16 protein-coding genes are annotated in these 25230 nt (G+C 55.6%); 12 read left to right on the top strand and 4 right to left on the bottom strand.

What is annotated here, in order from left to right:
• Positions 1 to 79 precede the first annotated feature (79 nt).
• Entirely contained in the window at positions 80 to 4213 is a 4134-nt protein-coding gene (locus Pla52nx_RS32305; protein WP_146523083.1) for a serine/threonine-protein kinase, read from the top strand.
• 119 nt (positions 4214 to 4332) lie between these two features.
• Here Pla52nx_RS32305 and Pla52nx_RS32300 read toward each other — a convergent pair whose 3' ends face one another.
• Positions 4333 to 5274: a hypothetical protein gene (locus Pla52nx_RS32300; RefSeq protein WP_146523084.1), complete on the bottom strand. Its 942-nt coding sequence runs from the start codon at positions 5272 to 5274 to the stop codon at positions 4333 to 4335.
• Positions 5275 to 6269: 995 nt separating this feature from the next.
• Here Pla52nx_RS32300 and Pla52nx_RS32295 point away from each other — a divergent pair.
• From Pla52nx_RS32295 to Pla52nx_RS32245, 11 genes are all read left to right on the top strand, one after another.
• Entirely contained in the window at positions 6270 to 6812 is a 543-nt protein-coding gene (locus Pla52nx_RS32295; protein ID WP_146523085.1) for a hypothetical protein, read from the top strand.
• Between the two features lie 146 nt (positions 6813 to 6958).
• Positions 6959 to 8224 carry a DUF1559 domain-containing protein gene (locus tag Pla52nx_RS32290; protein WP_146523086.1) on the top strand — a complete coding sequence of 422 codons (1266 nt, stop codon included), beginning with the start codon at positions 6959 to 6961 and terminating at the stop codon, positions 8222 to 8224.
• Between the two features lie 712 nt (positions 8225 to 8936).
• Entirely contained in the window at positions 8937 to 9071 is a 135-nt protein-coding gene (locus tag Pla52nx_RS32285) for a hypothetical protein (protein WP_261344282.1), read from the top strand.
• A gap of 236 nt (positions 9072 to 9307) precedes the next feature.
• Positions 9308 to 10621 (top strand): DUF1559 domain-containing protein, encoded by a 1314-nt coding sequence (locus Pla52nx_RS32280; RefSeq protein ID WP_146523087.1) that lies wholly within the window; start codon positions 9308 to 9310, stop codon positions 10619 to 10621.
• Positions 10622 to 10727: 106 nt separating this feature from the next.
• Positions 10728 to 11924, top strand: coding sequence for a DUF1573 domain-containing protein (locus Pla52nx_RS32275; RefSeq protein WP_146523088.1), 1197 nt, complete (start codon positions 10728 to 10730; stop codon positions 11922 to 11924).
• A gap of 70 nt (positions 11925 to 11994) precedes the next feature.
• Positions 11995 to 14196, top strand: a complete 2202-nt coding sequence (pilM, locus tag Pla52nx_RS32270) for a pilus assembly protein PilM (protein ID WP_146523089.1) — start codon at positions 11995 to 11997, stop codon at positions 14194 to 14196.
• Positions 14197 to 14230: 34 nt separating this feature from the next.
• Positions 14231 to 16375, top strand: coding sequence for a DUF1559 domain-containing protein (locus tag Pla52nx_RS32265; protein ID WP_146523090.1), 2145 nt, complete (start codon positions 14231 to 14233; stop codon positions 16373 to 16375).
• Between the two features lie 171 nt (positions 16376 to 16546).
• On the top strand, positions 16547 to 17434 hold the full coding sequence (locus Pla52nx_RS32260) for an FkbM family methyltransferase (RefSeq protein WP_146523091.1): 888 nt from the start codon (positions 16547 to 16549) through the stop codon (positions 17432 to 17434).
• Positions 17431 to 18873, top strand: a complete 1443-nt coding sequence (locus tag Pla52nx_RS32255; protein ID WP_146523092.1) for a lipopolysaccharide biosynthesis protein — start codon at positions 17431 to 17433, stop codon at positions 18871 to 18873. Before Pla52nx_RS32260 ends, Pla52nx_RS32255 begins: the two co-directional genes overlap by 4 nt.
• Before the next feature lie 25 nt (positions 18874 to 18898).
• A complete protein-coding gene (locus Pla52nx_RS32250) occupies positions 18899 to 19642 on the top strand; it encodes a class I SAM-dependent methyltransferase (RefSeq protein ID WP_231742707.1) in 744 nt (247 codons plus the stop codon).
• Positions 19643 to 19739: 97 nt separating this feature from the next.
• Complete coding sequence (locus Pla52nx_RS32245; RefSeq protein ID WP_146523094.1) at positions 19740 to 20879, top strand: glycosyltransferase family 4 protein; 1140 nt, start codon at positions 19740 to 19742, stop codon at positions 20877 to 20879.
• Positions 20880 to 21028: 149 nt separating this feature from the next.
• On the opposite strand, the gene Pla52nx_RS32240 is transcribed toward Pla52nx_RS32245, so the two are convergent.
• The 3 genes from Pla52nx_RS32240 to Pla52nx_RS32230 form a co-directional block, all read right to left on the bottom strand.
• Positions 21029 to 23128: a YgiQ family radical SAM protein gene (locus Pla52nx_RS32240; RefSeq protein ID WP_231742708.1), complete on the bottom strand. Its 2100-nt coding sequence runs from the start codon at positions 23126 to 23128 to the stop codon at positions 21029 to 21031.
• A 106-nt stretch (positions 23129 to 23234) separates the two neighbouring features.
• A complete protein-coding gene (locus tag Pla52nx_RS32235) occupies positions 23235 to 24194 on the bottom strand; it encodes a DMT family transporter (protein ID WP_146523095.1) in 960 nt (319 codons plus the stop codon).
• Entirely contained in the window at positions 24191 to 25171 is a 981-nt protein-coding gene (locus Pla52nx_RS32230; protein ID WP_231742717.1) for a PP2C family protein-serine/threonine phosphatase, read from the bottom strand. The genes Pla52nx_RS32235 and Pla52nx_RS32230 overlap by 4 nt, the downstream gene beginning before the upstream one ends.
• Positions 25172 to 25230 lie beyond the last annotated feature (59 nt).

Genomic DNA, 25230 nt, shown 5'->3' with positions numbered 1-25230 from the left:
TGATTGATTTCGACCGACACAACGGCTAACCTTTACCTCTCTAGGACTACAAAGCCGATTGCCCGAGGGGAACGATCCGATGGACGAGAGTTCGAGTGTCGTGAATCATGAGTCTGAGTCATCAGGCTCACCGATCGAGGATGTCGATGCGATCAGTGAGGTAACCGATAGCGCCGGCATTAGCAGTGACGAACCCATTGTGGATCCCGTCAGCGATTCGCCGTTAACAGCAGGTGAACTCACTCAGAAGCACGGTGATCAATTACCGACCAAGGAGTATGCCGCCGAATCGTCTGGTCTCGACGACCTCGATGATACTGTCTCGGTTCGTCGAGAGCCCTATGAAGTCGGGACGCGTATCGAGGGTCGATATGAGATACAGGAACAGATCGGTGCGGGTGGTTTTGGCAGGGTGTTTCGCGCCCGCGACATCGAGCTCAATCGACCCGTTGCGATCAAGCAGTCGTCGGGTCTGATCAGCTTTGTCGCTGGTCGTGTGCGTGATGAAGCCAAAGCGGTCGCATCACTGAGCCACCCAGGGATCGTTTCGATCTATGACTTGATCACAATCTCCAAGCGTGAGCTGTTGATTGTGATGGAGTGTCTGTCGGGTTGCACGCTGACAGACCATTTGAAAAAGAAGAACTTGACGCTCGGCGAGGTCGCTCAAATCGTGCTACAGGTCGCTGAGGCGCTCAAGCACGCCCACAACCGGAAACTTGTCCACAGCGACATCAAGCCAAGCAATTTGTTCGTCACCGATGATGGCAACATTAAACTGTTGGATTTTGGGTTGGCCGTGGCCTATTTTCCCGATGACATGGCCGGGCGACTGGGCGGCACTCCGGGGTACATGTCACCCGAACAAATCCGCGGGGAATCACACCGTATTGATGGCCGCGCCGATATCTTTGCGCTCGGCGTCGTGATGTATTTGATGCTGACCAACACGCGACCATTTGTGGGTCCAGATGGCAAGGCCGTCTTGTTGGCGACGTTGAAAAAAGAAGTGCCACCGCCGCGACAGTTCAACACTGCCATCGATCCCGAGATGCAGCGAATTGTTTTGCGTTGTTTGGAAAAACGCATGTCGGATCGGTACGACTCGGCGCAAGCACTGATTGATGATCTGACCCGTTGGCAACAGTCATACATGGGTCAAGCCTTGGTAAGTGTGTCGCATCCGGGGTCGGATCTCTCCAGTCGCAATGAGAGCTCCGTCCGCAGTTCCAAGATCAGCGTGCGGTCGCGTGGTTTGCAGCCTTACACGGAAGACGATACGGACGCCTATTTGGAGCTGATCCCTGGCCCACGCGATCATTCTGGGCTGCCCGAATCAATCCTCTTTTGGCGGCACTGGGTTCACAGTGACCAGCCCGACAAGGAACATCCCGTCGGCGTGCTGTACGGCCCCAGTGGCTCCGGAAAATCTTCGTACGTCCGCGCCGGATTGATCCCCAACCTGGGTCCCGGTGTCTGTACCGCCTATGTCGAATGCCGACCGGGCGATTTGGCCGATCGCATCATTCGCATCATCGCCTCGCAGATTCCCAGCGAAAAGAACACAGGTTCGTCGCTGCGAGACGTTTTGACGCGGTTGCGAAGCGACGAATCGAGTCATCCGTTCCGCAAGTTACTGATCGTGTTTGATCAGTTTGAGGCTTGGTCGCGTGAGGCGACGTTGGAGGAACGCCGTGATTTTGCCGAAGCTCTGCGGCAGTGCGACGGACAACACATTCGTGCGTTGGTCGTGATTCGTGACGACTACTGGATGGCGGCGACCGAGTTTTTGAAATGGTTGGAGATCCCACTCCAGGAAGGACGCAATATCGCTTCGGTGGACCTGTTGGATCGTGATCATGCAAGCCGGATCTTGGAAGCGATCGGTCGTGAATCGGGAACACTGCCCAAGTCCCCGGAACCTCTCTCGTCCAAGCAATCGCAATTCATCACCCAAGCCATCGACGAACTCAGTGTGGGCGGTTCGGTGATCTGCGTTCATTTGGTGATGTTCTCGCAAATGTTGCGGCTGCAGGACTGGTCGCCGCGTGGACTGAAGGCGGCGGGTGGCGTCTCGGGCGCGTGCAGCTTGTTCTTCCAAGAATTGTTCACACCGACATCGGGCACCGGTTCCAGATCTCCCGAGTATCGCCGCGTTGCGCCGGCCGTTCTGCCGATCCTGGAAGCACTGCTGCCGCTCGAGGGCGACTCGGTAATGACCAACACGAAAACCAAAGCTGAATTGGCCGCCTTGCTGGCAGGATCGGGTCACGGACACCTGCTGGAAGACTGTTTGCGGATTCTCGGGGAAGACGTCTGCGTCATTGGCGTTGTTCAAAACGACTATGGCTCAGGTGTACAAGTCGACGGGGTTGGCGAGACGGCAAACCACACACAGTATCGGCTCTCGCACGATTTTCTCGTCCAACCCATTCGCCAGTGGATTGATCGAACCAAAAAACAAACACTGCGGGGTCGCGTCGGTGTTCGTTTGAACGAGCTGAGTCGGTCTTGGGCAACACGACCGGGCAGCGGAACGATGCCGGGCTACGTTGAATACCTGACGTTGGTGGCGATGTCGCCATTTGGGACCAAGAAGAACGCGACCCAAAGAAGCTTTCTGCGAGCGGCGACACGTCACCACAGTGGTCGCATCTCGATGACCGCGTTGGCTTTACTGGCCTTTGTGGGCATGTCCATCGTCGCATGGCATCAACGAAGTGAGGCGATCCATGCGAGGCAAGAGTCCGCGGAGTCTCGGCGATCTGAGTTGGCATCCAAGATCGATGCGTTGATCCATGGCCCCGCCGGAGACATCAAAGAACACATGGCGGATTTGGACAAATTTGGCTCTGACGCGGTCGATGCATTGCGGCCCTGGAGCAACTCGCTCAATCCCGAAGCGTCCCTGAGAGCAAACCTCTATTTGCAATCGCAATTGACTTCATTCAGCCAGCTCGCCAGCGGCATCGAAACCGCGCCGACGGAATACTTTGAACCCATCGCGGCAACGGCAAAACGCATGACGGATGCACCGGCTGTGTTGAAACTGTTGAGCGACTCAAAGTCGTCTATTGCCAGTGCTCGCGCCGCCGCACTGTTGGTCGAACTGGGAGATACGTCGGTCGCCGAGAGCTATTTGCAAGGCACGGACGATGCAAAGATCGACTGTGCTTTCTTGACCGAAGTCAGTCGATTTCACGGCAGTGCGAAACCCTGGGCAACTCTGTTCACGCAAACCGATGATGATGACATCCGTTATCACACAGGTGTGGTGTTGGGATCGTTTCGCAAGGAGCAACTTCGAGCAGAAGAAATCGGTCTGGATTACGAACCGCTCATCAATCACCCCAAGGCAAGCATGCATTCGATGGGACGATTCTTGGCCACTCACATGGGCGACGACGTTTCAACGATTGCGGTGCAACCGCCGGCCAACGCCAATTGGAAAATCGGACCTGAAAGCATTCCGATGCGCAAAATTGATGCCGGGGAATACCCTTTCTACGAGATTCCTCGAACACAAGATGAACCTCATATTGGGAAAGTCGTCGTCAATGTTTGGTTCGCGATGCAGCCTGTGACACGACGACTGTATAAAGAGTTTCTCGACGATCCCGCTCCCCTGGCCGACGGCAAGACCGATCGTGTTGAGTACCTTCCTGAGGGGCGTATGCCTGTGGAACTCCAAGGCGACCTCAGTTACCCGATCAGCAACATCGACCTTCGCCACGCGGTTTCGTTTTGCAATTGGCTGAGCAAGCGGAACGGGCTTCAGCCCGTCTACTCCTACAATGCCGAACGAGACAAGAAACAGGAGGACGGTTTTTATCATAATCCATGGACGCCGAACTTAAAGATCAACGGCTATCGACTGCCGACGTACGATGAATTCAATGTAGCGGTGCGCAGCACGTACAACGATGGCATTCCATGGCTCCACGTGCTGGAAATTGGCAGGGCAGGTGGAGACTACGAGGAATATTTAGGAAACGCGTATCCAAGGCGGTTCGACACGTTGATCCCGAATCGCTGGGGCTTATTCATCAACGACCCCATCTGCGGTTCTTGGCTGACGGGAAACGTTAAGGGGATGTTCATTCGCACCAATCTGCATCTCAATGCATTGCCGTATCATCGCTACAATCCAGAGTCGGCGCTCCATCGCGCGCCGCTGGAGTCGATCTACTTGGTGCAGAATGATTCACAGTAGCCCGAAATTTCATCCCATCGTGAGCCGCGACGCGTCAGCGGCCAGGACTTATCGCACTGCCGCCAACCTACGACGAAATCCACAAGCGATTATGGTTTGATGCTGTGGTTGAGCAACAATCACCATTGTTCGACAACGCCGCAGCAATTCTGTTTGCAGTATCCTTCAGAGCAGTTGCCCTCAACACACCCAGAACTGCTGCAAGTAAAACACTGCAGACAACCCGCCATTCGCTCTGACATACATTTCATGTAGGCCTCGTATCCGCCTCCATAGGAGCAACCAAAGTTTGGTGCATTGCAGACGGTGCAGTTAAAGAGAGTTTTTACGGTTTGGTCAAATCCGTCAGTATCTGACGGTTGTGTTTCCCTTCCGTCGCGTACCGTTCGCCGAGCGGTTTCAATAAGATCAAATGCTTCTTTTTCTTCACGCGACACATCTGTTGGTGCCGTGAAGTTATCCTTCAATCGCACGGTAGTTTTCAGGTACTCCATCACTTTGCACCAAGAATGTTGCGTAATTTGATAGATGGGGTCTGATTTGGGGGCCACTTTTGGGTTCGGTACTTTATTCGGATCTTGCTCCCACTCGAGAGCCACGTAGGGAATCGTCTCATCCGGGTCCGTCCGTCTCTGAATGAGTGTCCAATAGCCTCCCTTGTTGATCTTTTCAATGTCCGCGATGGACAGATCCGTTCCTTCTCCATCAAGACGCTCGTAATTCCAACAGCACGGCTTCGTGTCGGCGATAGAAGCAGAGAATCCAACGGATGTAGAGAATTCGCCGCAGGGTGCGCAGCCTAAGGGGGCCGCGATCGTTACCGGCGTGGAATAGACGACGCTCTGCATCGGCATGACTTCTGTGCCGACCTGACCACCGCACGGATTCACCACAACAGTGGGTTGGCAGCAGGGATTGCATTGGACGGGTGGCGTGGAAACCGGCGGCGTGACACATACGCTGCTTGATGGTCGATCACAGCGCCCCAGCAATCGCTTCAGGAACCCACCCGCGTCGGCGGTCGGACTGATTACAAGCATGAGTGCCAGCGTCGACAGCACTCGATTCAAAACATGATTGCGCATCTTGAGTTACTCCAATACCAAACAAGACGGACTCTAATCCCGCTGACCGTGATGAGTAGCTCGATACACCCTCCACGACGCCGGGAACGAGCTGTGAGTATAGCCAGTCCACTCCCGGGCAGGGCACCCGATGGAGGTCCGGAAAAATAAATCCCGGGCAAGCCTGGGCTGTTCGTTTTCGACTTGGAGAGTCGAACGACAATGTCGCTCGATTTTCCAAATCGATAGCGTGCCCCGGCAAGCGTTTTCCCAATCCCAAACGCTCAATTGCTCAGGCCGCCCCCCTCCCTCGCAGTCGCCTCAACGGCTAAACGCGACCTCACCCAAGTTCCTTTGGGAAGGTGACAGTGTGCGTCGCGGATTAAGGCGGTTGGTAGCGTTCGTTTTCGACTTGGAAAGTCGAACGACAATGTCGCTCGATTTTCCAAATCGATAGCGTGCCCCGGCAAGCGTTTTCCCAATCCCAAACGCTCAATTGCTCAGACCGCCCCCCTCCCTCGCATTCGCCTCAGCGGCTGATCGCGACCTCACCCAAGTTCCTTTGGGAAGGTGACAGTGTGCGTCGCGGATTAAGGCGGTTGGTAGCGTTCGTTTTCGACTTGGAAAGTCGAACGACAATGTCGCTCGATTTTCCAAATCGATAGCGTGCCCCGGCAAGCGTTTTCCCAATCCCAAACGCTCAATTGCTCAGACCGCCCCCCTCCCTCGCATTCGCCTCAGCGGCTGATCGCGACCTCACCCAGGTCTCCAGAGGGAGGTGACAGTGGTTGCCAAATGCCCTTCGCCGAACCCGATGCTGTCCGTGTTCGTAGCATTCAGACCGAGGGATCTTTGCCGCAAATTGACAGGTGGCGTCGGCCCTATGTTCTGGATTTCACCAAAGATTTACACGGATCGCCCTTTTGCTGGGACGGCCGTTTGTTTAGGGTGAATCAGTGATTTCTGTTTGAAATTGGCTCTTGGACCCGTCTGTGTCACAACTCGTTGCTCGAATCGCTTTGCTGGGCTATCTGGTGGGAGGTTTACTCCTGCCGGCGATGCACCATCATGGCCATCACGTGGCAACCGGTGGCAGCGTTTCTTGCTGCCATGTCGACGCCACCGACCACGATCACCAGCAAGACGGCGACCGAGCCGAACGGTGTGAATCACTGAATGTCGCGGTTTGCGATGCTGAGCCATCGCCCGACTGTTGCGGTGGTTGTTGCAGCTCCTTCACGCCCTCGGTTGCCTCCGCGTGCCAGCCTAGCGAGGCGGCTGAGGTTGGTGCCGACTGCTCGGATGGCTCTACGGTGCCGCAATATGACCGCGGCAGTCATCACGAATGCTCCGATTTGTGTTTGCTGTGTACGGCGCGAACACTGACCACCGATCGTGTGACCGTAGATGCCACGATCACTGGCATTGTCATCGTCACCGACATCGCTGCGGTAAGCGATGCTCCACTGCTGCCGTTGCTCCTCTCGTCCGCCAATCTGACACGCGGACCACCGATGAATGCACTGCGTGTTTGACACGTCAGCGCTGATTCAACTCCAAGTTTGCACGTAGCGAAACTCCTCCGCGAGTATCGCTTGCGCTGCACGATCGATGTTCGCCGGTATGGCTTCCATCGATGAGTTATCCCTGCATTCATACTTTCAAATAGAGCTCCCTGGTCATGGATTCATCCCTTTCATCCTCGCGTCCCTGTTCACCCTCACTGCGACGCTCACACGGTTTCACGCTTGTTGAACTGCTTGTTGTCATCGCCATCATTGGCATTTTGGTCGGACTGCTGTTGCCCGCAGTCCAAGCCGCGCGAGAAGCGGCGCGACGAATGAGCTGCAGCAACAACTTCAAACAACTCGGTCTTGCCATCCAAAACTATCACGGCACTTACAAACAACTGCCTACTTACAAAGGTGGGACTTGGGTAAACGGCCTGGATGGCACGACCGATCAGGACAACCGAATGGACTTGTCGATCTGGGTCGGCTTGACCCCATTCTTTGAGCAACAAGGCATTTGGGAGCAGATCTCCAACCCAAATCAACAGATCTTTAGCAGCACAGCCGTTCGCACTCCGCCATGGCCTGCGATGGGACCACGGACGTCGCAAGCAGGCTATGTTCCTTGGCAGATCGAAATCCCAACATTGCGATGCCCGAGCGATCCCGGGCAAGGGCTCCCAGCCTTCGGGCGGACCAACTACGCCGCTTGCCTGGGTGACTCCACTCCGATGATGGACCAAGGTCCGTGGATCGCCAACAACTTTATCGTACAGAACCCCGCACCGTCGAGCGTCGCGATCGATGCCAATGCTTCGTGTCGTGGCGCATTCGTGGCACGCCGAAAGATGCGTTTTCGTGATGTGCTGGACGGGCTATCCAATACGATCTTTGGTGGAGAAATCGCAACCGATCTGGGCGATCGTGACGTGAGAACGATCGCGGCGATCCAAGTCGAATCGGATGAAATTCGCGACGAGCCCGATGTCTGCGAGCATGACGAAATGTTTGTCAGTCCGAATCGACCGCGTTTTTGGTCGACGGGTACCGACGGAGGTAACGCGCCCACGCTCGCGGGATCGGCCGAAGGACGTGGCGCTCGTTGGGCGTCCGGCGGAACCTCCTTTACCGCAATGAACACCATTTTGCCTCCCAACCGAATGGTGTGCCTGGGCGGCGGTGCGACGGGCGATGCCAGTTCGATGGGAATGGCACCACCGAGCAGTCGTCACCAGGGCGGTGTCCATGTGCTGATGGGCGATGGTGCGGTGGTCTTTTTGAGCGACTCCATCGAAGCCGGTGATGTTCACGATTCCAACGTATGGACCAATGGCACCGGCCACAGCACCGTCGGCTCGATGAGCCCGTACGGATTATGGGGAGCACTTGGAACCCGAGCCTCTGGCGAAGTGATCCAGGAACAACTGAACCAGTGACAATAAGTACGTCAGTCTTTCTAGACTGACATACCGCTAATTCGAAACCCGTACGTCAGTCTTTCTAGTGCTGCGAATTTGAATTGACGTTGCTTGGAAGCAAGGCAAATACCAGCACGAAACGCAATCGAGTGAACGAAGCGCCGTGAATCACTCACTTGCGCTTCGTGCTGGTATCAAAGCTCAACTCATGATCTTGGCACGAGTGCTTCTCGTCAGCTTGGTTTTCGGGTAGCGAAGCTCGTCAAGAGTTTCGGCAACGTGCAGATTGCCGAAAGTCTTGACGACTTTCGCTACGGGTAACCCTAATTCTTGGATTGGACACGGCACTAGCCCGAATGATTCATGCGACTCACAACACGTTTGCGTGAAACGGCTTGCGCGGATTGGCACGAAAACAGTCTGCGCACATCAGCCGCCACGCGATAGCGTCCGGTTCTTGCACCTGTACTCGGGAACCGGACGCTATCGCGTGCCGGCTGATGAATATGATCCGGGCTAGGCTGACGTGCCCCCGCAAAGCACGATTCCCCGCTCGCCCATTTTGTTAAGAAAGTGTGAAGCGTTCCTGGCCCTTCTGGGTGATTTCCCCGGAATTCATTGGTGTTTACTGCGTTTGCGGTCTCTCGCCCGAATCCGTCTTTGCAAAGGAATGATGAAGACTCGATGAGATCGACAATTTGAAGTTGTGGATCGACTTTTCCTTGTTGAAATGACCCGCGTCACGTGGAGTTGGGATGACCGATTGGGAATCACCATCGACGCTGACGAGCGAAAGAAAGTCCTCAGACAGATTCACGCGTTTCTAACACTGACTGAATACTGCTTTCGCTTGAATGGTTTCTAATTTCGCCAACCTGATCTGATGTTCAGGAACCGCGGAGGAGAGACGGCGTTGCCTGAAGCAACGCGTGCGAATTCAGTCCGTATTTGTAGTGGTGCAGGAGAAGCGACGAGGATGGCGAGGCGGTCGGAGTCAACGACCATGCCATCGGAGTCTCGCCGCTTCCCCCTGCTGGTAGTTCCCCCATTTTGGCCGAGCAATGTACCGCTCGTCCAGAGAAATCCGAAAGGAATTTTGAGATGTCGCGTAAGCGAAATGCAGGTTTTACCCTGATCGAGTTGTTGGTGGTTATCGCCATCATCGCTCTGTTGGCAGCTTTGTTGTTGCCAGCAATCACCAAGGCACGTGAAGCAGCTCGTGCTGCTCAGTGCCGTGCCAACCTCAAGAACGTTGGTATTGGTCTGTTCAAGTACAGTGTCCGTAACCCCGGTGGCGCCTTGTGCTCGGGTGCTAGCGACTTCAAGCGCGATGGCTGCATGGACACCTACGGCTGGGTCGCTGACTTGGTCAACATCGGTGACGCAAACATGAACGAATCGTTGGACCCATCGAATCCTCTGAAGGGTTCGGAGAAGCTCAACGACTTGATCGGCGGCGACACCAACGACAGCAAGGACAATGCTCCTCTTGCTCGTTTGAGCAAAGGTCTCTGTGGAAACATGACGAGCTGGGCTGGCGTCAACGGCCCCAGCGCTGGTTCAACTGGCTTCGCCGGAACCGATGCAAGCAGTGCAGAGCGTGCCTCTCTGGTTGCTCGTTACTTCTTGGAAAACGGCTTCAACACCAACTACGCAGCTAGCTGGCACTTGGTCCGTGGAATGATCAAGACCGAAACCGCAACTGGTTTGGTCGACACCACCAAGAACGAGTTGTTCTCGTTGACCGGTGGCAAGTTCAAGGGACTCGGTGGAACGACCGGTCCTCTGGCTGCTTCCGTTTTGGACAAGAGCCGCGTCAGCTCCAGCAACGTTGGCCTGATCGGCTGTGCCGCTCCTGGTGACATCGACGAAGCCATCCTGGGTGCTGACCTCATCATCAGCCCAGACGACCACTATGGTACTGCGTTGAACGACGCGACCAGCAAAGAGTTGATCAAAGCTGGTGAGTTGCTCACCGAAGCGTTCAACGACGGTCCTGCTTACTGGGACACCGGCAGCAAGTCGATCAACCTGATCGGTGGTGGCGTGACCTTGGCAAACCAACTGAGCTGCGAGCGTAGCCAGCCCACGACCGCTGCTTGTGCTTCTCCTCAAGGAACCGGCATTGGCGTTGGTGCTGCATCGACCGGATACGGCGTCTACCTGCAAGACACTCGTGACTGGTTCGCTCTTCACCAAGGTTCGGCCAACATCCTGATGGGTGACGGCTCGGTCAAGACCTTCTATGACGACAACGCCGACGGCTTCCTGAACCCAGGCTTCGGCGTCACCGGTCTGTCAGAAACCGAAGTGGACGGAGTGGGATATGCTGACGACACCGTCGAAATGAGCCGCGACCAGTTCTTCGGTGGACTGTTCCTCAACGACATGTACTTCAAAGGTGTCTTCGAGTGATCCTAACGTTGCTTAACGCAGCATAATCACCTTGAAAACTCGGTCCTCGCGGTTGCCATGCAGCCGCGAGGGCTTTTTCGTTCTACGCTACAACTCAAAACAAAACATGAATACCTTCGCCAAACGTTTCAGTTGGTTTCTTGCATTCCTCTTGGTCTTCGCCTGTGTGACGGCAGCGTTCGCGTTGACGGTGACCTACAAGCCGTTCGGGGTTCCCGACAGCCGTCGCGCCGAATACGAGGCTAAACTCACGGCGTTGAAGCAGCGAAAAGAGAAGCTTCAGCAGGTCAAGGAGCTTGGCGAAGCGGCGCGTCCGAAAGTGAGCTTGAAGAAACGCTCGCACGATTTCGGAATGATCGATCCCCACACCACAGAGTCACACACCTTCACGATCGGCAATACCGGCACCGATCCACTGACTCTGACCCTGCGTGAAACCAGTTGCAAATGCACCGTCGGAGACTTGAAGGACGGACTCGTCATGCCAGGTGAAGAGACCACCGTGACGCTGACTTGGAATACGGGATACCAAGCCGAAAAGTACCGCCAGACTGCGGTGTTGGTCACCAATGATCCGGAGCACGAGACGATCGAACTGGCGGTTGTCGGCGAAGTCCGGGCGAAGTTCATTGCTCCGGACTCGATCGGTTTCAACAAGACGGATCCGGGAGTGGAAACCGATTCCAGGTTTGTGGTGTTTAGCCAACTTTGGGAAGACTTTGTCATCGAAGACGTTCGCGCAGATCGCGAGCCGTTTGAATGGCACGCCGAACCGATCGACAACTCCGCACCAGAATTGGCCGACAAGTATCCACGCTCGGCTTGGAAACTGAACCTGTTCACCTCCACCAATTCGCACGAAGACTACACCGGAAAGCTGACTTTGGTCGTCCGCCCCGCTGATGGCAGTGAGACGATCGAACACGAGATTCAGTACAAGGGCACCGTCCGCGCACCGATCAACTTTTACAGCCCCGACATTCACATGGAGCAAGGGCTGGAGATCGGAACGCTGGACTCGAGCAAGGAGCACCGATTTCACTTGATCTGTCGAGTTCGCGGAGACATCTCTCGTCATGTGGAGGTCTTGGACATCGAGCCCAAGCAATTGCGTGCGGAACTCACACCGACCACGACCGAAGGCAGTTATCGATTGAGCATCATTGTTCCCAAAGATTGCCCGATGGTGACCTTTAATGCAGACGAAAAACACGGATATGTTCAAGTCGGCGATCCACAGAACCACGACTTTTCCAATTGGTTTCCGTTGATGGGAGCGGTCGTCGATCTGGATCAACGTTGAGGTTCAGGCCGTCTCACTGCCTGCCCCACCATCCGTCATTTGTTCAAGGAACACGCTGAGCAACATTTTCATGGCATCCGCTCACTCACTCTCCGGTCAGACCATCAATTGCGGCGCCTGTGAGGCCCCCAACCTGTCCGATGCGCAATTCTGTCAAGGCTGCGGACACGCACTGCACGAACAATGTCCTGGATGCAGCAAACCGACTCTTCTAGGTCAGGCGTTCTGCGGGACATGCGGCCATGACCTGAAGAAAACAGTCGAGACGAATCGCGAGAAATACGAGACTTGGATGGGAGAAGCGATCGCGGTCGCCAAACAACACGATTTCGATCGCGCTCAGTCCTTGTTGAAACGTGTCTCGACCGTCACAGACTATCGATATGCGGATCTAGCGAAAAAGGCCAAGATTGCCGCAGAGAAGGTCCAGCAGCTTGCCAGTCGCGAAGTCAGCCAGGCGAGCGAAGTGATTCAGCGGGCGAAAGAAGCCAACGCCAGAAAAGACCACGTCACCGTCATCGAGTTGCTCAGCAAGGTTCCGACCAATCTGCTCGATTTGGAGTCCAAGTCGATCCTCGAAAAGGCGACCACCCTGCGTGACCAACTGGGCAGCTATGAGCGAGACGCTCAGGCAGCCATCGCAAAGAAGGACTGGGCACTCGCTGGCCCGCTATTGGACCAACTGTTGCAATTGGAGCCGGACCAACAGGACTACCAGCGTTTGGCTCGTGCCGTCACCAAAAAACTGCTTTCGCGGTGCAAGAAATACTTGGATGCACACCGATACGACGATGCCGTCAGCGTCTTGGACAGTGTCCCGTCCATCGGCCAGGACGACGCCTTTGAGAAAATGCGATTGTCCGTGGACAACCTGAGGTGGATGGCTCATCAGTTTGAGGTGGAGCCCTACGCAACTCCCGTGCTGGGGCGACTCGCGGTTCGCTGGACGAAGGATGCGCCTGATGATCCCTCCGCAAAACGATGGGTGCAGCGTCTGGCGACCGACCTCAAGCAAAAGAAGCGTGAACCCAAAAATCCGTTTCCGACTTTGTTGCCAGTGGTCGATAGCTGGTGCGGTGGTCCCCTGGGTTATCTGGGGGTTCCCACCTGCGTCAGCGGACTCGACGCACCAGAAATGAAAGCCGCCGCGGGCAGAATGAATGTTGCACTCGGACTGGCGCTGCAGGGTTTGGGTCAAGGTCGCATCAAGGAACAGTTCGCCCCCAAGAAAGGTTTTCTCAGCAGCCTGAGAAAGAAGCCTAAGAAGTGCTGGGGAATCGATATCGGTGCATCCGGTGTCCGGGCGGTATGCTTGGCTGTCGGAGAAACCGGGATCACTTTCACGGATTGCTTCATCGATGAGTTCGATGCACCGCTGTGTCGCCGAGGCTCCGAAGCCCAGCACAGCGAAGTGATCGGCCAGTGCATCACCAAGATGCTGGAATCGAAAGATCTCGCCGATGCAGCGATATGGGTCAACTTGCCGTCACGTCAACTGGTCAGTCGGTTCGTTCGACTGCCGCCACTGGCGGATAAGATGGTCGGTCCCCATTTAGACAATGAAATCGAGGCAAGAATTCCCATTCCGCTGGACGAGTTGATCGCGGTGAAGTGGGTGGCTGAACTTGAGAAAGAGTCGCAGCATGGTCGCCCCGCCACCATCGTCGCCGCTCGCAAACACGCCGTCGAGCAACGCATCGAGTTGCTCAAAGGGCTGGGACTGGATGTCTCTGGGATGCAAGGCGATGCCATGGCATTGGTCAATTTCGCCGTCTGCGAGTTTCCCGAGTTACTCAATCCCACCAAGGACGAGAAAGAGAAACCAAAAAAGAAGTCCAAATCCGACGAAAGCGAGCCCGAAAGCGAGTCGATCGCCGAGATGGAAACGACGACAGCATCTACCAAAACGCCCACGATCGCATTCATTGATTGTGGAGCGGAGAAGACCAGTGTGGTCTTGGTGTCCGCCGAGACTCAGTGGTCTTGGTCGATCGAGAATGGCAGCGAGGATTTGACCAGCCTGCTTGCGAAGTCCAATAAGGTGACGCACGATGACGCCGAAAAGTTGAAACGGAACCCGGCTGCCATCCAGTCACCTGCGTCGCAGTACGCTGCGGTTGAGAACCGGTTGGCGGAAACTCGCAGTCGACTGGAGCTCGTTTTTAACGATGCACAAAACCAAAATGATCGATTTGAGATCGTTCAAACTTGGTGCCTCGGTGGTGGAGCACTGACGCATCAATTTCTCCGCAGGGTACTGCTGAGCAACTGATCCAACCACATTCAGATAAAACCCAATTAGAAAAATGGTCAACACTCGATCTCAAACAGACGGCAAGCCCTCCATCGCGACGCGATTCATTGGATCGCTCGCAGTTCTTTCGTTGTTGCTCTCCGGTTGTGGACAAAGCCAAGCCGATCGCATGATGGCGGCTGCCAAGGCACGCCAGGCACGCAATCAAGCAATGAAAGATCAAGATGAAAAGCCTGACACGCCGCCGCCGGCACCCGTCGTCAACGAGCAACCTGGGGCGATGCCCGCATCAGACGTTGCTACGAAAACGGACGAGTCCACTGCCAGCGGCGACGCCGGTGAGCCGGCGAAACCCGCATTACTGCCGATCAGCGAGCGGGTTCCCGCCGAACCGCTCAATGACACCGAGCGACGCAAACGCGCGGTTTCCAACATTGAAAAGATTGCCGATGCACTGCAAAAACACTCGGTCAAGTATGCTGGCTTTCCCGTTCGATACCGCGTGGCAGGAAACGGGATCGCGACGCTTTCGTGGCGAGTCGAGTTGCTTCCCTATCTAGGTTACGAGGAACTCTACAAGAAATTTGACCCCGAAAAACCGTGGAATAAAGAACCCAATCTTTCGCTGTTGCAGTACATCCCGGACGAATACGTGTCTCCAGAGCGTTTTGACACCAAGACCAACTATTTGGTCCCGTGTGGATCAGACGCCATTTTCGAACAAGGTACTCAAGTTCGACGATTCAATCGCATCGAGGACGGAGTGGAGAACACGATCCTACTGCTCGAAGTCCCTGACAGCATGGCGGTCGAGTGGACCAAACCGGATGACTTTTCTTATTCGTTCGACACGGACTTCAAGACCGTGTTGGGCGGACTGAGGAAAGACGGAACCTACGCGGCGTGGGCAAACGGCTGGCCGGTTCTGATTTCATCTGGCCTTTCCAACATAGAAGTCTTCAATGCGTTGACCTGTGACAAAGGCGACGGTCAACTCGCAGGAAAGATTCACCGCGAAATAACGATCTCCGAAGTCTCTGAAGCCGCTGTTGCAACGTCTACCAAACCGGAGGAGATGCTCGACGACAACTCCAGATTGCCCAGTGGACCACCCGAACAAGCCCCGGTCGCACCGGAACCCGTCGTGGTCCGTGAGACCGTTCCCAGTGCAGCCGATTTGGCCATCGCACAAGAAAAGCTTCGCAAAGTGTTCGCCGAGCAGATTCGCGAAGCCAGGTACGACGATGACAAACGAGAGCTTGCAAAGACTTTGCTGGCACAAGCCATGGCGATGGAGGACGATGTCGCGGGAGCCTACGCCCTGCAGACCGCTGCTCTGCGACTGGCTGTCGACTCCGGCGGCGCGGCGGAGCTCATTCAAGGAATTGACCAGCGCGTCGGACGCTTCGAAGTCGACGCGTATGACGAAACCGTCGAGTGGTTGCTCGCGTTCAACGATGCGTTGTCCGGTCGTGATCCTGACTCAGTTGATGGAAACCCCATCATCACTCGCGCCGCACACGTCATCCACGCCGGGGTCGTCGACAACGATTTCTTGCAAGCCGCTGCGGTGGCGCGTCTGGCCTATCGTTTGACGGGGCAGCAACGTGATGAAGACATCCCACGTTTACTCAACAAGGTCAAATCTCAGATCCTGGCGGCCCAAAAGGAGTTCGACAAAGCCGCGGAAGCCCTATCGATTTATCGAAATGACCCTGCGAATGTCGAAGCCGGCGCGGCCTTTGGGCGTTTTCTGTGCTTCATCAAAGGCGATTGGGGTACCGGTCTGCCATTGATCGCCGAGGGGGGGAACGAAGAGGTGATGGAGATTGCGAAACTGGATTTGCAAGGAAGCAAGAGTTATGTCGATAGCGTTGCGATCGGCGATGGCTGGTGGAATCTCAGTCGCCGTGCCCGCGGTGCATATCGCCAAGCCGCTCAGGATCGCGCGGTCGCCTGGTACTCCAATGCCTACGAGGTGATGCCGGAATCACTCGATCGGCTGCACGTCAAGAATCGACTTGACGAGGCCGAGGAAGGCGACGCGACGAGCCCAATGGCACTGTGCGAGCAGCTCGCCGAAGCCGTCAACGCGGATCTCTCCATCAGCCTCATCGCCATCAGCCAACCCAACGGATTGAGGGGCGGCAGAGCAAACCGAGGTGGCAATGACACCCAAGTCGATGAGTATGATTGAGTGAAGGGCCGTACGTGGCATCCGACAACTTCTGACGTGCGGGGTGTTTCGAAACGAATCAGCTACCGCGACGTTTCTGGCTGCCCGAATCTCACTGAAACTTCTTCGCTGAATCGCATCCAGTGAACAGGTATCGTTCTTGTTCTCAACCAAATCCAACACAGTCGATCGATGCCGACATTTCTCAACGTGGAAACGCTCGCCGCTGTATCCAGACAACTGAATCGACTGCCCTACGCCGGTGGTTTCAGACCATGGGTCACTCATCTGCAGCGACGCGATATCGAACGATGCCGTGCAGCCAGCCAGCAGCCGGTTGAAATCATCTTGCCAGGCGGGGGTCAACGAATGATCGTCGACCGCTCAGAACGAATTGGCAATCTCTTTTTTTGGATTGGCCGGCATCATCGCCAGCAGGTCCAATTGGCAAAAAAACTGCTTCCGACAGACGGTGTTTTTCTGGATGTGGGGGCGAATGTCGGCGAATTCACCGTTGCGATGGCCATCGATAAGCCCCAGGCTAAGATATTGGCCATTGAACCTAATCCGATCGTTCGAACCAATTTAGAGGCAAACATCACTGCGAATCATTTAACGAACGTCTCTGTACTGCCCATTGCGTTAGGTGATCAAGAAGGAACCGAAACACTCTACCAGTGCAACGATTCGTTGCTCACCAGCTTCGTCCCCATTTCATCGGACCATGCGGCGACCGCCGAAGCCGAAGTCTGCATGCTCGACAATTTGGTTCGGTCAATGAGCTTGGACCGTCTTGATGTTGTAAAGATTGATGTCGAAGGATTCGAGCTCAAAGTACTTTCAGGGGCCAAGCAAAGCCTTGCTCGGTTCCGGCCCAGCATCATCATCGAGATCAACACCATTACGTCCACCGCGGCCGGATTTGATGTGTCAGATGTTTATGAGTTGCTTCGATCTCAGGGCTATCGATTTTTCGCCTGGAGGAATAGGCGGTGGCAAAATGTCGAGAACAATCTTCCGACGCAAGAAGACGTATGGGCAGAGCCTGATGAGCGTGTGTCGAAAACTCGATCACCATGAGTGACGCTCCAGTTGCTACACATCGAGAACACTCCAGTTCGGCGATTCGGTTCACATTGCTCCGGAGCATCAGCACAACCGCGGTCGGCGTTCTGTCAGCGTCAGTGCTGGGGCGTGGGTTGGGGGTCGCGGGTTACGGACGATATCAGCTTGTAACAAACCTAGCGGTTCAAATCGGGCAAGTGTGCGAGGCAGGAGTCGGCACCGCCATCGTCAGCATGCCGGCGGATACAACCATTGGACGTCCGCGAGTTGATCGCATCGTCCTCTGGTACCTCTTTGCGATGCTATTGCCAACAGCAGTTGTCACATGCTGTCTGATGTTTCTGCTTGTCGATCAGGTGAGTTGGGCATCCGTTGTTGCATGCTGTGTGATCTCCCTTTCAACCCTTGTGCATCTACTGGAAATTGGAGTTCTGCGTCGTTTGCGAAAGACAAGTCTTGCCAACGCCCTGATCTTGCTGCCACCACTGCTGAATCTACCGATAATCGCTGCCCTTTGGTGGAGCGAACTCTTGACGCCCGAGGCCGCGTTGATCGTATTGGCCAGCACTTACGTAGCGATCACATCTGTGGCAATGGTTTGGGCGATTGGGCTCCAAGATGAATCGCCAGATGTTGCCGAACGTCGAACTGCTCGTCTCAGTAGCTTGAAGGAGTTGTTCCAACGCAGTTGGAGATCGAGCCTGAATCGAATATCTCAACTTCTCATCTACCGCTTTGACCTCTTTTTATTGGCATATTTCGTCGGCGAGGAATCGCTCGGAATCTATGTTCCTGCTGTATTCCTCGCTTCACAACTCAACCACTTGGGCGATTCGGTTGGCTTTGTGTTGTATCCGTCGGTTGCTCGCAAGGAGATGAATGCGACTGACGTCTGCGATGCCAGTCGCTGCATAACGCTATTTACCGTCTTTGCAGGAGTTTTGATTGCTTTGGCCAGTCCCTGGTTTTTGCGTGCGATTTGGGGCGATGCATTCGCCGACTCGATGAAGCCCCTGTGGTGGATCTTGCCGGGGTACATCGTACTGACGCCTGCCCGGGCGATTTCGGCGTACTTAGCCGTCGTGACAGAGTTTCGAGCAACGCTCAATGCATCTGTCGTTGGGTTGGTCGTCAACTGTGTGCTCAACACGCTCCTGATCCCGGGGCTTGGGGTCGTTGGCGCTGCCATTGCAACGTCAGTGTCTCTCATTTGCATCAGTTTGATCCTGAGCATTAGCTTCGTTTCCAAAACCGGATCGAAATGGAGGGACATCTGGATTCCCCGAGCCTCTGACTTTAGGCGAGGCATCGCGATGGTGGGATTCTTGTCGAAGGGCAATCGTCATGATGGCCCAGTCAGCGATGGCCCAGTCAGCGATGGCGCAGTCAGCGATGGCCCAGTCAGCGATGGCCCAGTCGATGAAGATACTGCCAGCGAAAACACGAGTAGATAATCGAGGAATCTGGGATACTGAAACGATGAAGAACGAGAGCGATTGGAAACCGGGAAAATATGTACTGCGTGGTTCATCCGCCGTCGCGTCTCGTGATCCGGCATTGGTGGGAGTTTCGTCGAGATTGATTGGCGACCTAGTTGCGCGGTTGTACGCAGAGAATCTGCCTCGACACTCCCGTGGGCGCCTGCTCGATGTCGGTTGCGGAACGGTCCCGCTCTATGCTTTGTACCGCCCTCACGTCGCCGAAGTCGTCTGCGTAGACTGGCAAGCTTCGCCGCACAACGTTCAGCATCTCGATGTCGAACACGACCTTTCGCAGCCGCTACCGTTTGGGGAGCAAGAGTTCGATACCGTTCTTCTGTCAGACGTACTGGAGCACATCCCAACGCCGGACGCCTTGATCAAGGACATTGCTCGAATTCTTTCGCCGGGCGGTAAACTCATCCTTAACGTGCCTTTCTATTACTGCATTCATGAATCACCGCATGACTACTACCGCTACACTGAGTTTGCATTGAAGCGATTCGTGTCGGGATCAGGGCTTCAGATGGTGCGATTGGAGGCGATCGGGGGAATCCCTGAAGTGGTCGGGGATCTTGCAGCAAAGACGCTTTCAATGACTCCGGTGGTTGGCCGCATTGCCGCCTCGTTTGTTCAATGGTTTGTCGCAAGGTTTGTTCGGACTGGCATTGGGAAACGAATTTCTCAACGAACTTCACCCAAGTACCCACTTGGGTATTTCCTCGTAGCTCAAAAGCCACAGTGAATTCAATAGGCGTCTATCTAGACTTGACGATGCAGCTGCACGGATGGGCCTTGGTCATTTTGTTTTGTTCTTGTTCAGGCCATAGGGAGTATCCAATATGGAATTAAGAGCCTACTTGGTGGCCCATTATTTCAATCGATCAAGTGAGTTGTGGCTGGCGAGAATTCGAGACGCCATGCAACAGTACATCTGTGGCGACGCCTACTTTGACACCAGTGGCTCGACTTCATCGAACACGTTGTCTCTCATGCGGCAGTGGTGGTCGTTGGTGCGTAAGACTCGCTTGACCGACGATTTCATATTTGCACCACCACGTCGTCGTGCTCTGGTCAGCTCTGTGCGAGGTGCCCGGGCAAACCTCGTGTACTGCCACTACGTGAACTTGGCGACCCGGCTTGATTCGTGCTGGAGAAGCCTGCGAACTCCATTGGCAGTTCACTGCCATGGGTACGACGTGACGTTCGATCTCAAGAACGCCAAGGGTCGGCGACGATACTCGGATGGCTATTTGCAGCGAGTCGTGCGACTGAGTCAGTACTCTCACATGATCGCAAATTCTGACTTCACTCGGCATCGACTGATCGAACACGGCATAGCTGAGGATCGCGTCACCACTTGGTACTTCGGAGTGCCAATCACTCGAACCGCTACTCGAGTGAGTACTGATCTTGTGCATTTCTTGTACTTGGGGAGGTTCGTCGGCTTTAAAGGGCCTATCGAAACGTTGCGGGCATTCGCATTGGCAGTCAGTCGCGGCTTGAGGGCGAGGCTCGTGATGGCGGGGGGCGGAACGCTGTTCAACGAATGTCGCAATCTGGCGATCCGTCTGAGAGTCGATCACCTGGTCGACTTTCCTGGAGTTGTCAGCGCCGCGCAGGGCGCCAAGCTATTTGGCGAATCGCACGTCTTTACTGCGCATACTCGCCAGGATCCGGTGACCAATCAATGTGAAGCCTTTGGCGTCGCATTTGCAGAGGCTTTGGGGGCTGGGTTACCCGTCGTGACAGGCCGGCACGCTGGACCATCAACCTTTCTCAGCCATGAACACAATTCTCTCCTGTTTCCCCCCGGAGATATCGATGCACATGCAGAATCACTGATGCGCATCGCGAACGATTCTGAATTGCGGTCCCAGCTCTCGCAAAATGCAATCGCTACTGCTGCAATGCGATTCGACCCGGACAAACAACACGCGATCCTCATCGATCTACTTTCGCGAATCGCACGGGCCGGCTGAGAGGGTTGCAATCCATCTCGTTTGCTTGGGCGTTGTCTCCACGTGGTTCCGTCGTCGCGGATGGGACTTATGGGACAGATGAGACCTATGAGACCTATGAGACGAGTGAAGCAGAGGGGGCGGTTGATGAATGTTGGGCGGCGTTGTTCTCAGTTATCGGCGCCTCGGCGTTTGGGGCGGTAGCCGGTGCTCTTGCGGTTTCGGCGTTGTTTCTTGCTGCCTTTTTTTAACTCTTCACCGGCGTCTGCTGGCGCCGCTGCATCTTCGGTGCCGGGGATGGTGTGGACGTAGTCGCCCCGGAATCGTTTATTCGCGTCCTTGCGACGCTTCTTGACCGCTTCCAATGGTGGTCGTGATGGGATCAGGCTGTCACAGCCGTCGCCGATCAAGTCCGTGCGGCCAACTGATCGCAGCGCCTCGCGGACCTCGAAGTAGTTCTCAGGCTTGAAGAATTGCATCAACGCCCGCTGCATCTTGCGTTCTTTCATCGCTTTGGCGATGTACACGGGTTGCTTGGTAAACGGATCCATCTCGGTGTAGTACATCGTGGTTGCGACATCCAAGGGCGCAGGAATGAAATCTTGCACCGCATCAGGCTTGTAGCCGTTTCGCTTGAGGAACAACGCCAGCTCGATCATCGCATTGACGTCGCTGCCCGGGTGCGAGGCGATGAAGTACGGCACGATGAACTGTTTCTTACCAACGCGTTTGGATTCTTTCTCAAAGACTTCGGTGAAGTGTTCAAAGTCGTCGTTCTTGGGCTTGCGCATTTTGTGAAGCGTACCGGCATCGACGTGTTCCGGCGCGACTTTCAGTTTTCCGCCGACGTGGTGCTCGGTCAGTTCCTTGAGGTACTCCGGTGAAGTACGGGCCAAGTCCATGCGGATGCCACTGGCCACAAGCACTTTCTTTACACCCGGCAGACTTCGTGCTTCTCGCATCAGTTCGATGACCGGTGTGTGATCGACACCCAGCAGCTTGCAAATCTTGGGATGCACACAAGATTGACGTCGGCAGACCGCTTCCACCTCCGGCTTGGTGCACTGCATTTGGTACATATTGGCTGTCGGGCCGCCGATGTCACTGACCACGCCGGTGAAGGATTTTTCCTCGGCCATCTTGGAGATTTCCTTGAGCACCGATTCTTTGCTGCGGGACTGGATGATGCGTCCCTGGTGAGCCGTGATCGAACAAAAGGTGCAGCCACCGAAACAGCCTCGCATGATCGTGACGGAATTTTTGATCATCTCGTACGCGGGAATGGGTTCCTTGTAGATCGGGTGCGGCTGACGGGTGTAGGGTAATCCGTAGATCTGATCCATCGCGGCTTCGGAGATCGGCATCTGCGGGACGTTGCAAACGACCGCTTGCGCTGCGTGCTGCTGCACCAACCGCTGCGCGTTGTGCGGATTGGTTTCGTTGTGGATGATCCGTGTCGCTTCGGCGAACGCCATTTTGTCGCTGCAGACTTCTTCGTAACTGGGCAGCCGCAGTGCATCCTCGGGAATCTCCTCGGATGCCCCCAGGGTGTAGGCGACACCTCGCATGTCACGCAGGTCCTTGACCGTCTCGCCCGCCTCCAGCCTCCGCGCGATTTCCACAATCGCGTTCTCGCCCATGCCAAAGGCGACGAGGTCTGCCTTGCTGTCCATCAGGATGCTGCGTTTGACCTTGTCGCTCCAATAGTCGTAGTGGGCTAAGCGACGCAGCGAAGCTTCCACACCGCCGGCGATCACGGGAACACCCTTGAACGCTTCCCGAGCCCGCTGACAGTACGCCAGTGTCGCGCGGTCGGGGCGACGGCCGATGCGACCACCGGGCGAGTACGCGTCGTCGTTTCGGACTTTCTTGTTCGCGGTGTAGTGGTTGATCATCGAATCCATGTTGCCCGCACTGACGCCGAAGAAAAGGCGTGGTCGACCGAACTCTTTCCAAGCATCGCAGTTCCGCCACTCGGGTTGGCTGATGATTCCGACCCGATAACCGGCCGCCTCCAGGACACGGCCCAAAATGGCCATCGCAAAGCTTGGATGGTCGATGTACGCGTCACCGGTGATGAACACGACATCCAGTTCATCCCAGCCCCGTTTGCGCGCCTCACGCATGGTCATCGGTAAGGAACGTGCCGCGACAGGCCCGGTGGGAACGCGACCACCGGCGGTCAGATTGGAAAGATAATCACGCGACATCGCGGGCGCCAGTTTGGCGGCAGCGTCGATTTCGGGCTGGTCGATGATCGGTAATTGCATCAGAAAACGCTTCAAACAGGGGGCAAACGGCGAGTTCGAGGCCGGTTACAGCATTGTAGAGCGATCGGAAGTCTTCGATAGCGTCAAAATCTGCGTGAGCCCCCGTTCAACCTTTACGGCGTCCAGCGGTCAGGATCAGCAGGCCGGTGAAGGTCAATGCGATTCCCGACATCAGGGTGCCGGTGAGGGGTTCATGAAACATCAGGACGCCGGCCAAGGCAGCCATCGCGACCTGGGACGCGTTGATCAGATTGACCGCAACAACGGGCAATGCTTTGAGCGCAATCGCCAAGGCCACAAAGGCGCTGAAGTTCAAAATGCCTGCAATCAGCATCACCCACCACTGATCCGCGGTGACCACCCAGAGCTGCTGCCAACCTGACCGCACAAGATAAAACGACCAGAGAGAAACCGAGCCGACGCATCCGCTGATGAACATCGCAACCGGCGCGGACAACCCACCGGTCATGGCTTGACGCATGGTGACGCCAAAGAGCGAATAGGCTGCACCGGACGCGGCGGCGCACAGTGCTCCCCAGAGAAACCCGGCTCCCCAGAGAACATCAGTCTTGGAAACCGAATCGAGATTGGACTCACCGGAGTGGGGAAGCGAGAGGATGATCACCGCGGCGATCAGGGTGACCATCGCCAAGATCTTTACCTTGCTGACGGGCTCGCCCAGAATCAACCGTCCCAAAATGGCACCGCCGATGATCAAGACACCCAGAGTGATCGGCACAGAAGCGGCCAGGCCGATTTGCTGCAGCGCGACCTGAAAAGCTCCGTTGCCGACGAACTGTCCGATCAAAGCCACGAGGATAAATCGTCCCACCCACTGAGTGCTGGTCGCGATCGGTCGACCGGCTTGCCGCATCCAGATCAGCATCGGCAGCAATACCACCACGGTCGGCAGAGCCTTGACGGCTGCGACCAAGAACGGGTCCAAGGCAACGCTCTGTCTGAGCGCAATGTTGGCGCCCGTATACAGAAACGCTGAAATCATCCCGCAGATGCCACCGACGACGAGACCGACCGGCGGCCGCAATTGAGCGGGTGCGTGGCTCATTCGCCTGGCAACGTGTCGTCAGGTAGCGTGTCGTCCAATGCGATGCTGGAGTTGCTTGTCACAATCGTGGAAACTTCGTCAGGGCACTGAGCGACCCTTTCGTGAGACGCCAAATGGTTGGGTTCTGGTTTGGCGACAACGACCGTGATGTTGTCTTCGCCGCCCGCGTCGTTGGCCATCTGGATCAGGGTCTTGCAAAGCTCTGGCAGTGCATTTTGCTTTCCGACTTGCTCGGCGATCGCCGCGCCGTCCAGGTAGCGATACAGTCCGTCGCTGCACAACAGCACCACGTCACCTTCGACCAAATCAACTCGGCGGACTTCTGCGGACAATTCGGCCTCGCTGGTTCCGCCCAAGACGTTCCACAGCACGTTGCTCCAGCGGCTCGTCGATTCGTCTTCCGGTTTCATTCCGCCAGCCTCGACCATTTTTCTGGCCAGTGTGTGGTCGGTTGTTTCCTGTTGGGCGATTCCGTCTCGAACCAAATAACAGCGGCTGTCTCCGGCGTGGATCACATACATTCGCGGCCACATGATGTAGGCCATCGTCAGTGTGGTACCCATACCACGTTCATCGACGTGTTCGGCGGACTCGGCCAAGATTCTCGCGTGAGCGTCTTGAAAGAGTTTCTTCATCGAGTCCAGGAATGCTGTCTCGTCTTCGCTGTCAGACTGAAAGAACCAGTGAACACTGTTGAGCAATCGGGTGACCAAGTGATCGATCGCCAACGAACTTGCTTTTTCGCCCGCCGCGTGGCCGCCCATTCCGTCAGCAACCAACAGGACTTGTCCCTGGACTCGGCCAAACAAACGGAACTGTCCCGTCAAGCTGAGGCTGGTGGACGACACCAACATCGATTTGTTCAGTTCGGCGATCAGGAACTGGTCCTGATTGACGGCTCGTTTCTTTCCGATATCCGTCGCACCATGGGCTGTGGGCGCGACGAAGTCATCGTCGTGGGAAGTGGACTGGTTCAAAGGAAAACCTATTGGTGACGGCTCAGCGGATGGCCCTCGATGTGAGTCGGCCATCTGGA

Source organism: Stieleria varia, from assembly GCF_038443385.1.
In the GTDB taxonomy this organism is placed as follows: Bacteria; Planctomycetota; Planctomycetia; order Pirellulales; family Pirellulaceae; genus Stieleria; species Stieleria varia.
The sequence above is the reverse complement of the archived record's forward strand: the minus strand, read 5'-3'. Positions and strand labels throughout refer to the sequence as shown.

What these genes read in the sequence shown, in the direction of transcription:
- Pla52nx_RS32255 (WP_146523092.1), top strand. Translation starts at nt 17,431, where the DNA reads ATGAGTGACGCTCCAGTTGCTACACATCGAGAACACTCCAGTTCGGCG.
- Pla52nx_RS32250 (WP_231742707.1), top strand. Translation starts at nt 18,899, where the DNA reads ATGAAGAACGAGAGCGATTGGAAACCGGGAAAATATGTACTGCGTGGT.
- Pla52nx_RS32245 (WP_146523094.1), top strand. Translation starts at nt 19,740, where the DNA reads ATGGAATTAAGAGCCTACTTGGTGGCCCATTATTTCAATCGATCAAGT.
- Pla52nx_RS32305 (WP_146523083.1), top strand. Translation starts at nt 80, where the DNA reads ATGGACGAGAGTTCGAGTGTCGTGAATCATGAGTCTGAGTCATCAGGC.
- Pla52nx_RS32280 (WP_146523087.1), top strand. Translation starts at nt 9,308, where the DNA reads ATGTCGCGTAAGCGAAATGCAGGTTTTACCCTGATCGAGTTGTTGGTG.
- pilM (WP_146523089.1), top strand. Translation starts at nt 11,995, where the DNA reads ATGGCATCCGCTCACTCACTCTCCGGTCAGACCATCAATTGCGGCGCC.
- Pla52nx_RS32275 (WP_146523088.1), top strand. Translation starts at nt 10,728, where the DNA reads ATGAATACCTTCGCCAAACGTTTCAGTTGGTTTCTTGCATTCCTCTTG.
- Pla52nx_RS32290 (WP_146523086.1), top strand. Translation starts at nt 6,959, where the DNA reads ATGGATTCATCCCTTTCATCCTCGCGTCCCTGTTCACCCTCACTGCGA.
- Pla52nx_RS32260 (WP_146523091.1), top strand. Translation starts at nt 16,547, where the DNA reads ATGCCGACATTTCTCAACGTGGAAACGCTCGCCGCTGTATCCAGACAA.
- Pla52nx_RS32235 (WP_146523095.1), bottom strand. Translation starts at nt 24,194, where the DNA reads ATGAGCCACGCACCCGCTCAATTGCGGCCGCCGGTCGGTCTCGTCGTC.
- Pla52nx_RS32265 (WP_146523090.1), top strand. Translation starts at nt 14,231, where the DNA reads ATGGTCAACACTCGATCTCAAACAGACGGCAAGCCCTCCATCGCGACG.
- Pla52nx_RS32240 (WP_231742708.1), bottom strand. Translation starts at nt 23,128, where the DNA reads ATGCAATTACCGATCATCGACCAGCCCGAAATCGACGCTGCCGCCAAA.
- Pla52nx_RS32285 (WP_261344282.1), top strand. Translation starts at nt 8,937, where the DNA reads ATGACCCGCGTCACGTGGAGTTGGGATGACCGATTGGGAATCACCATC.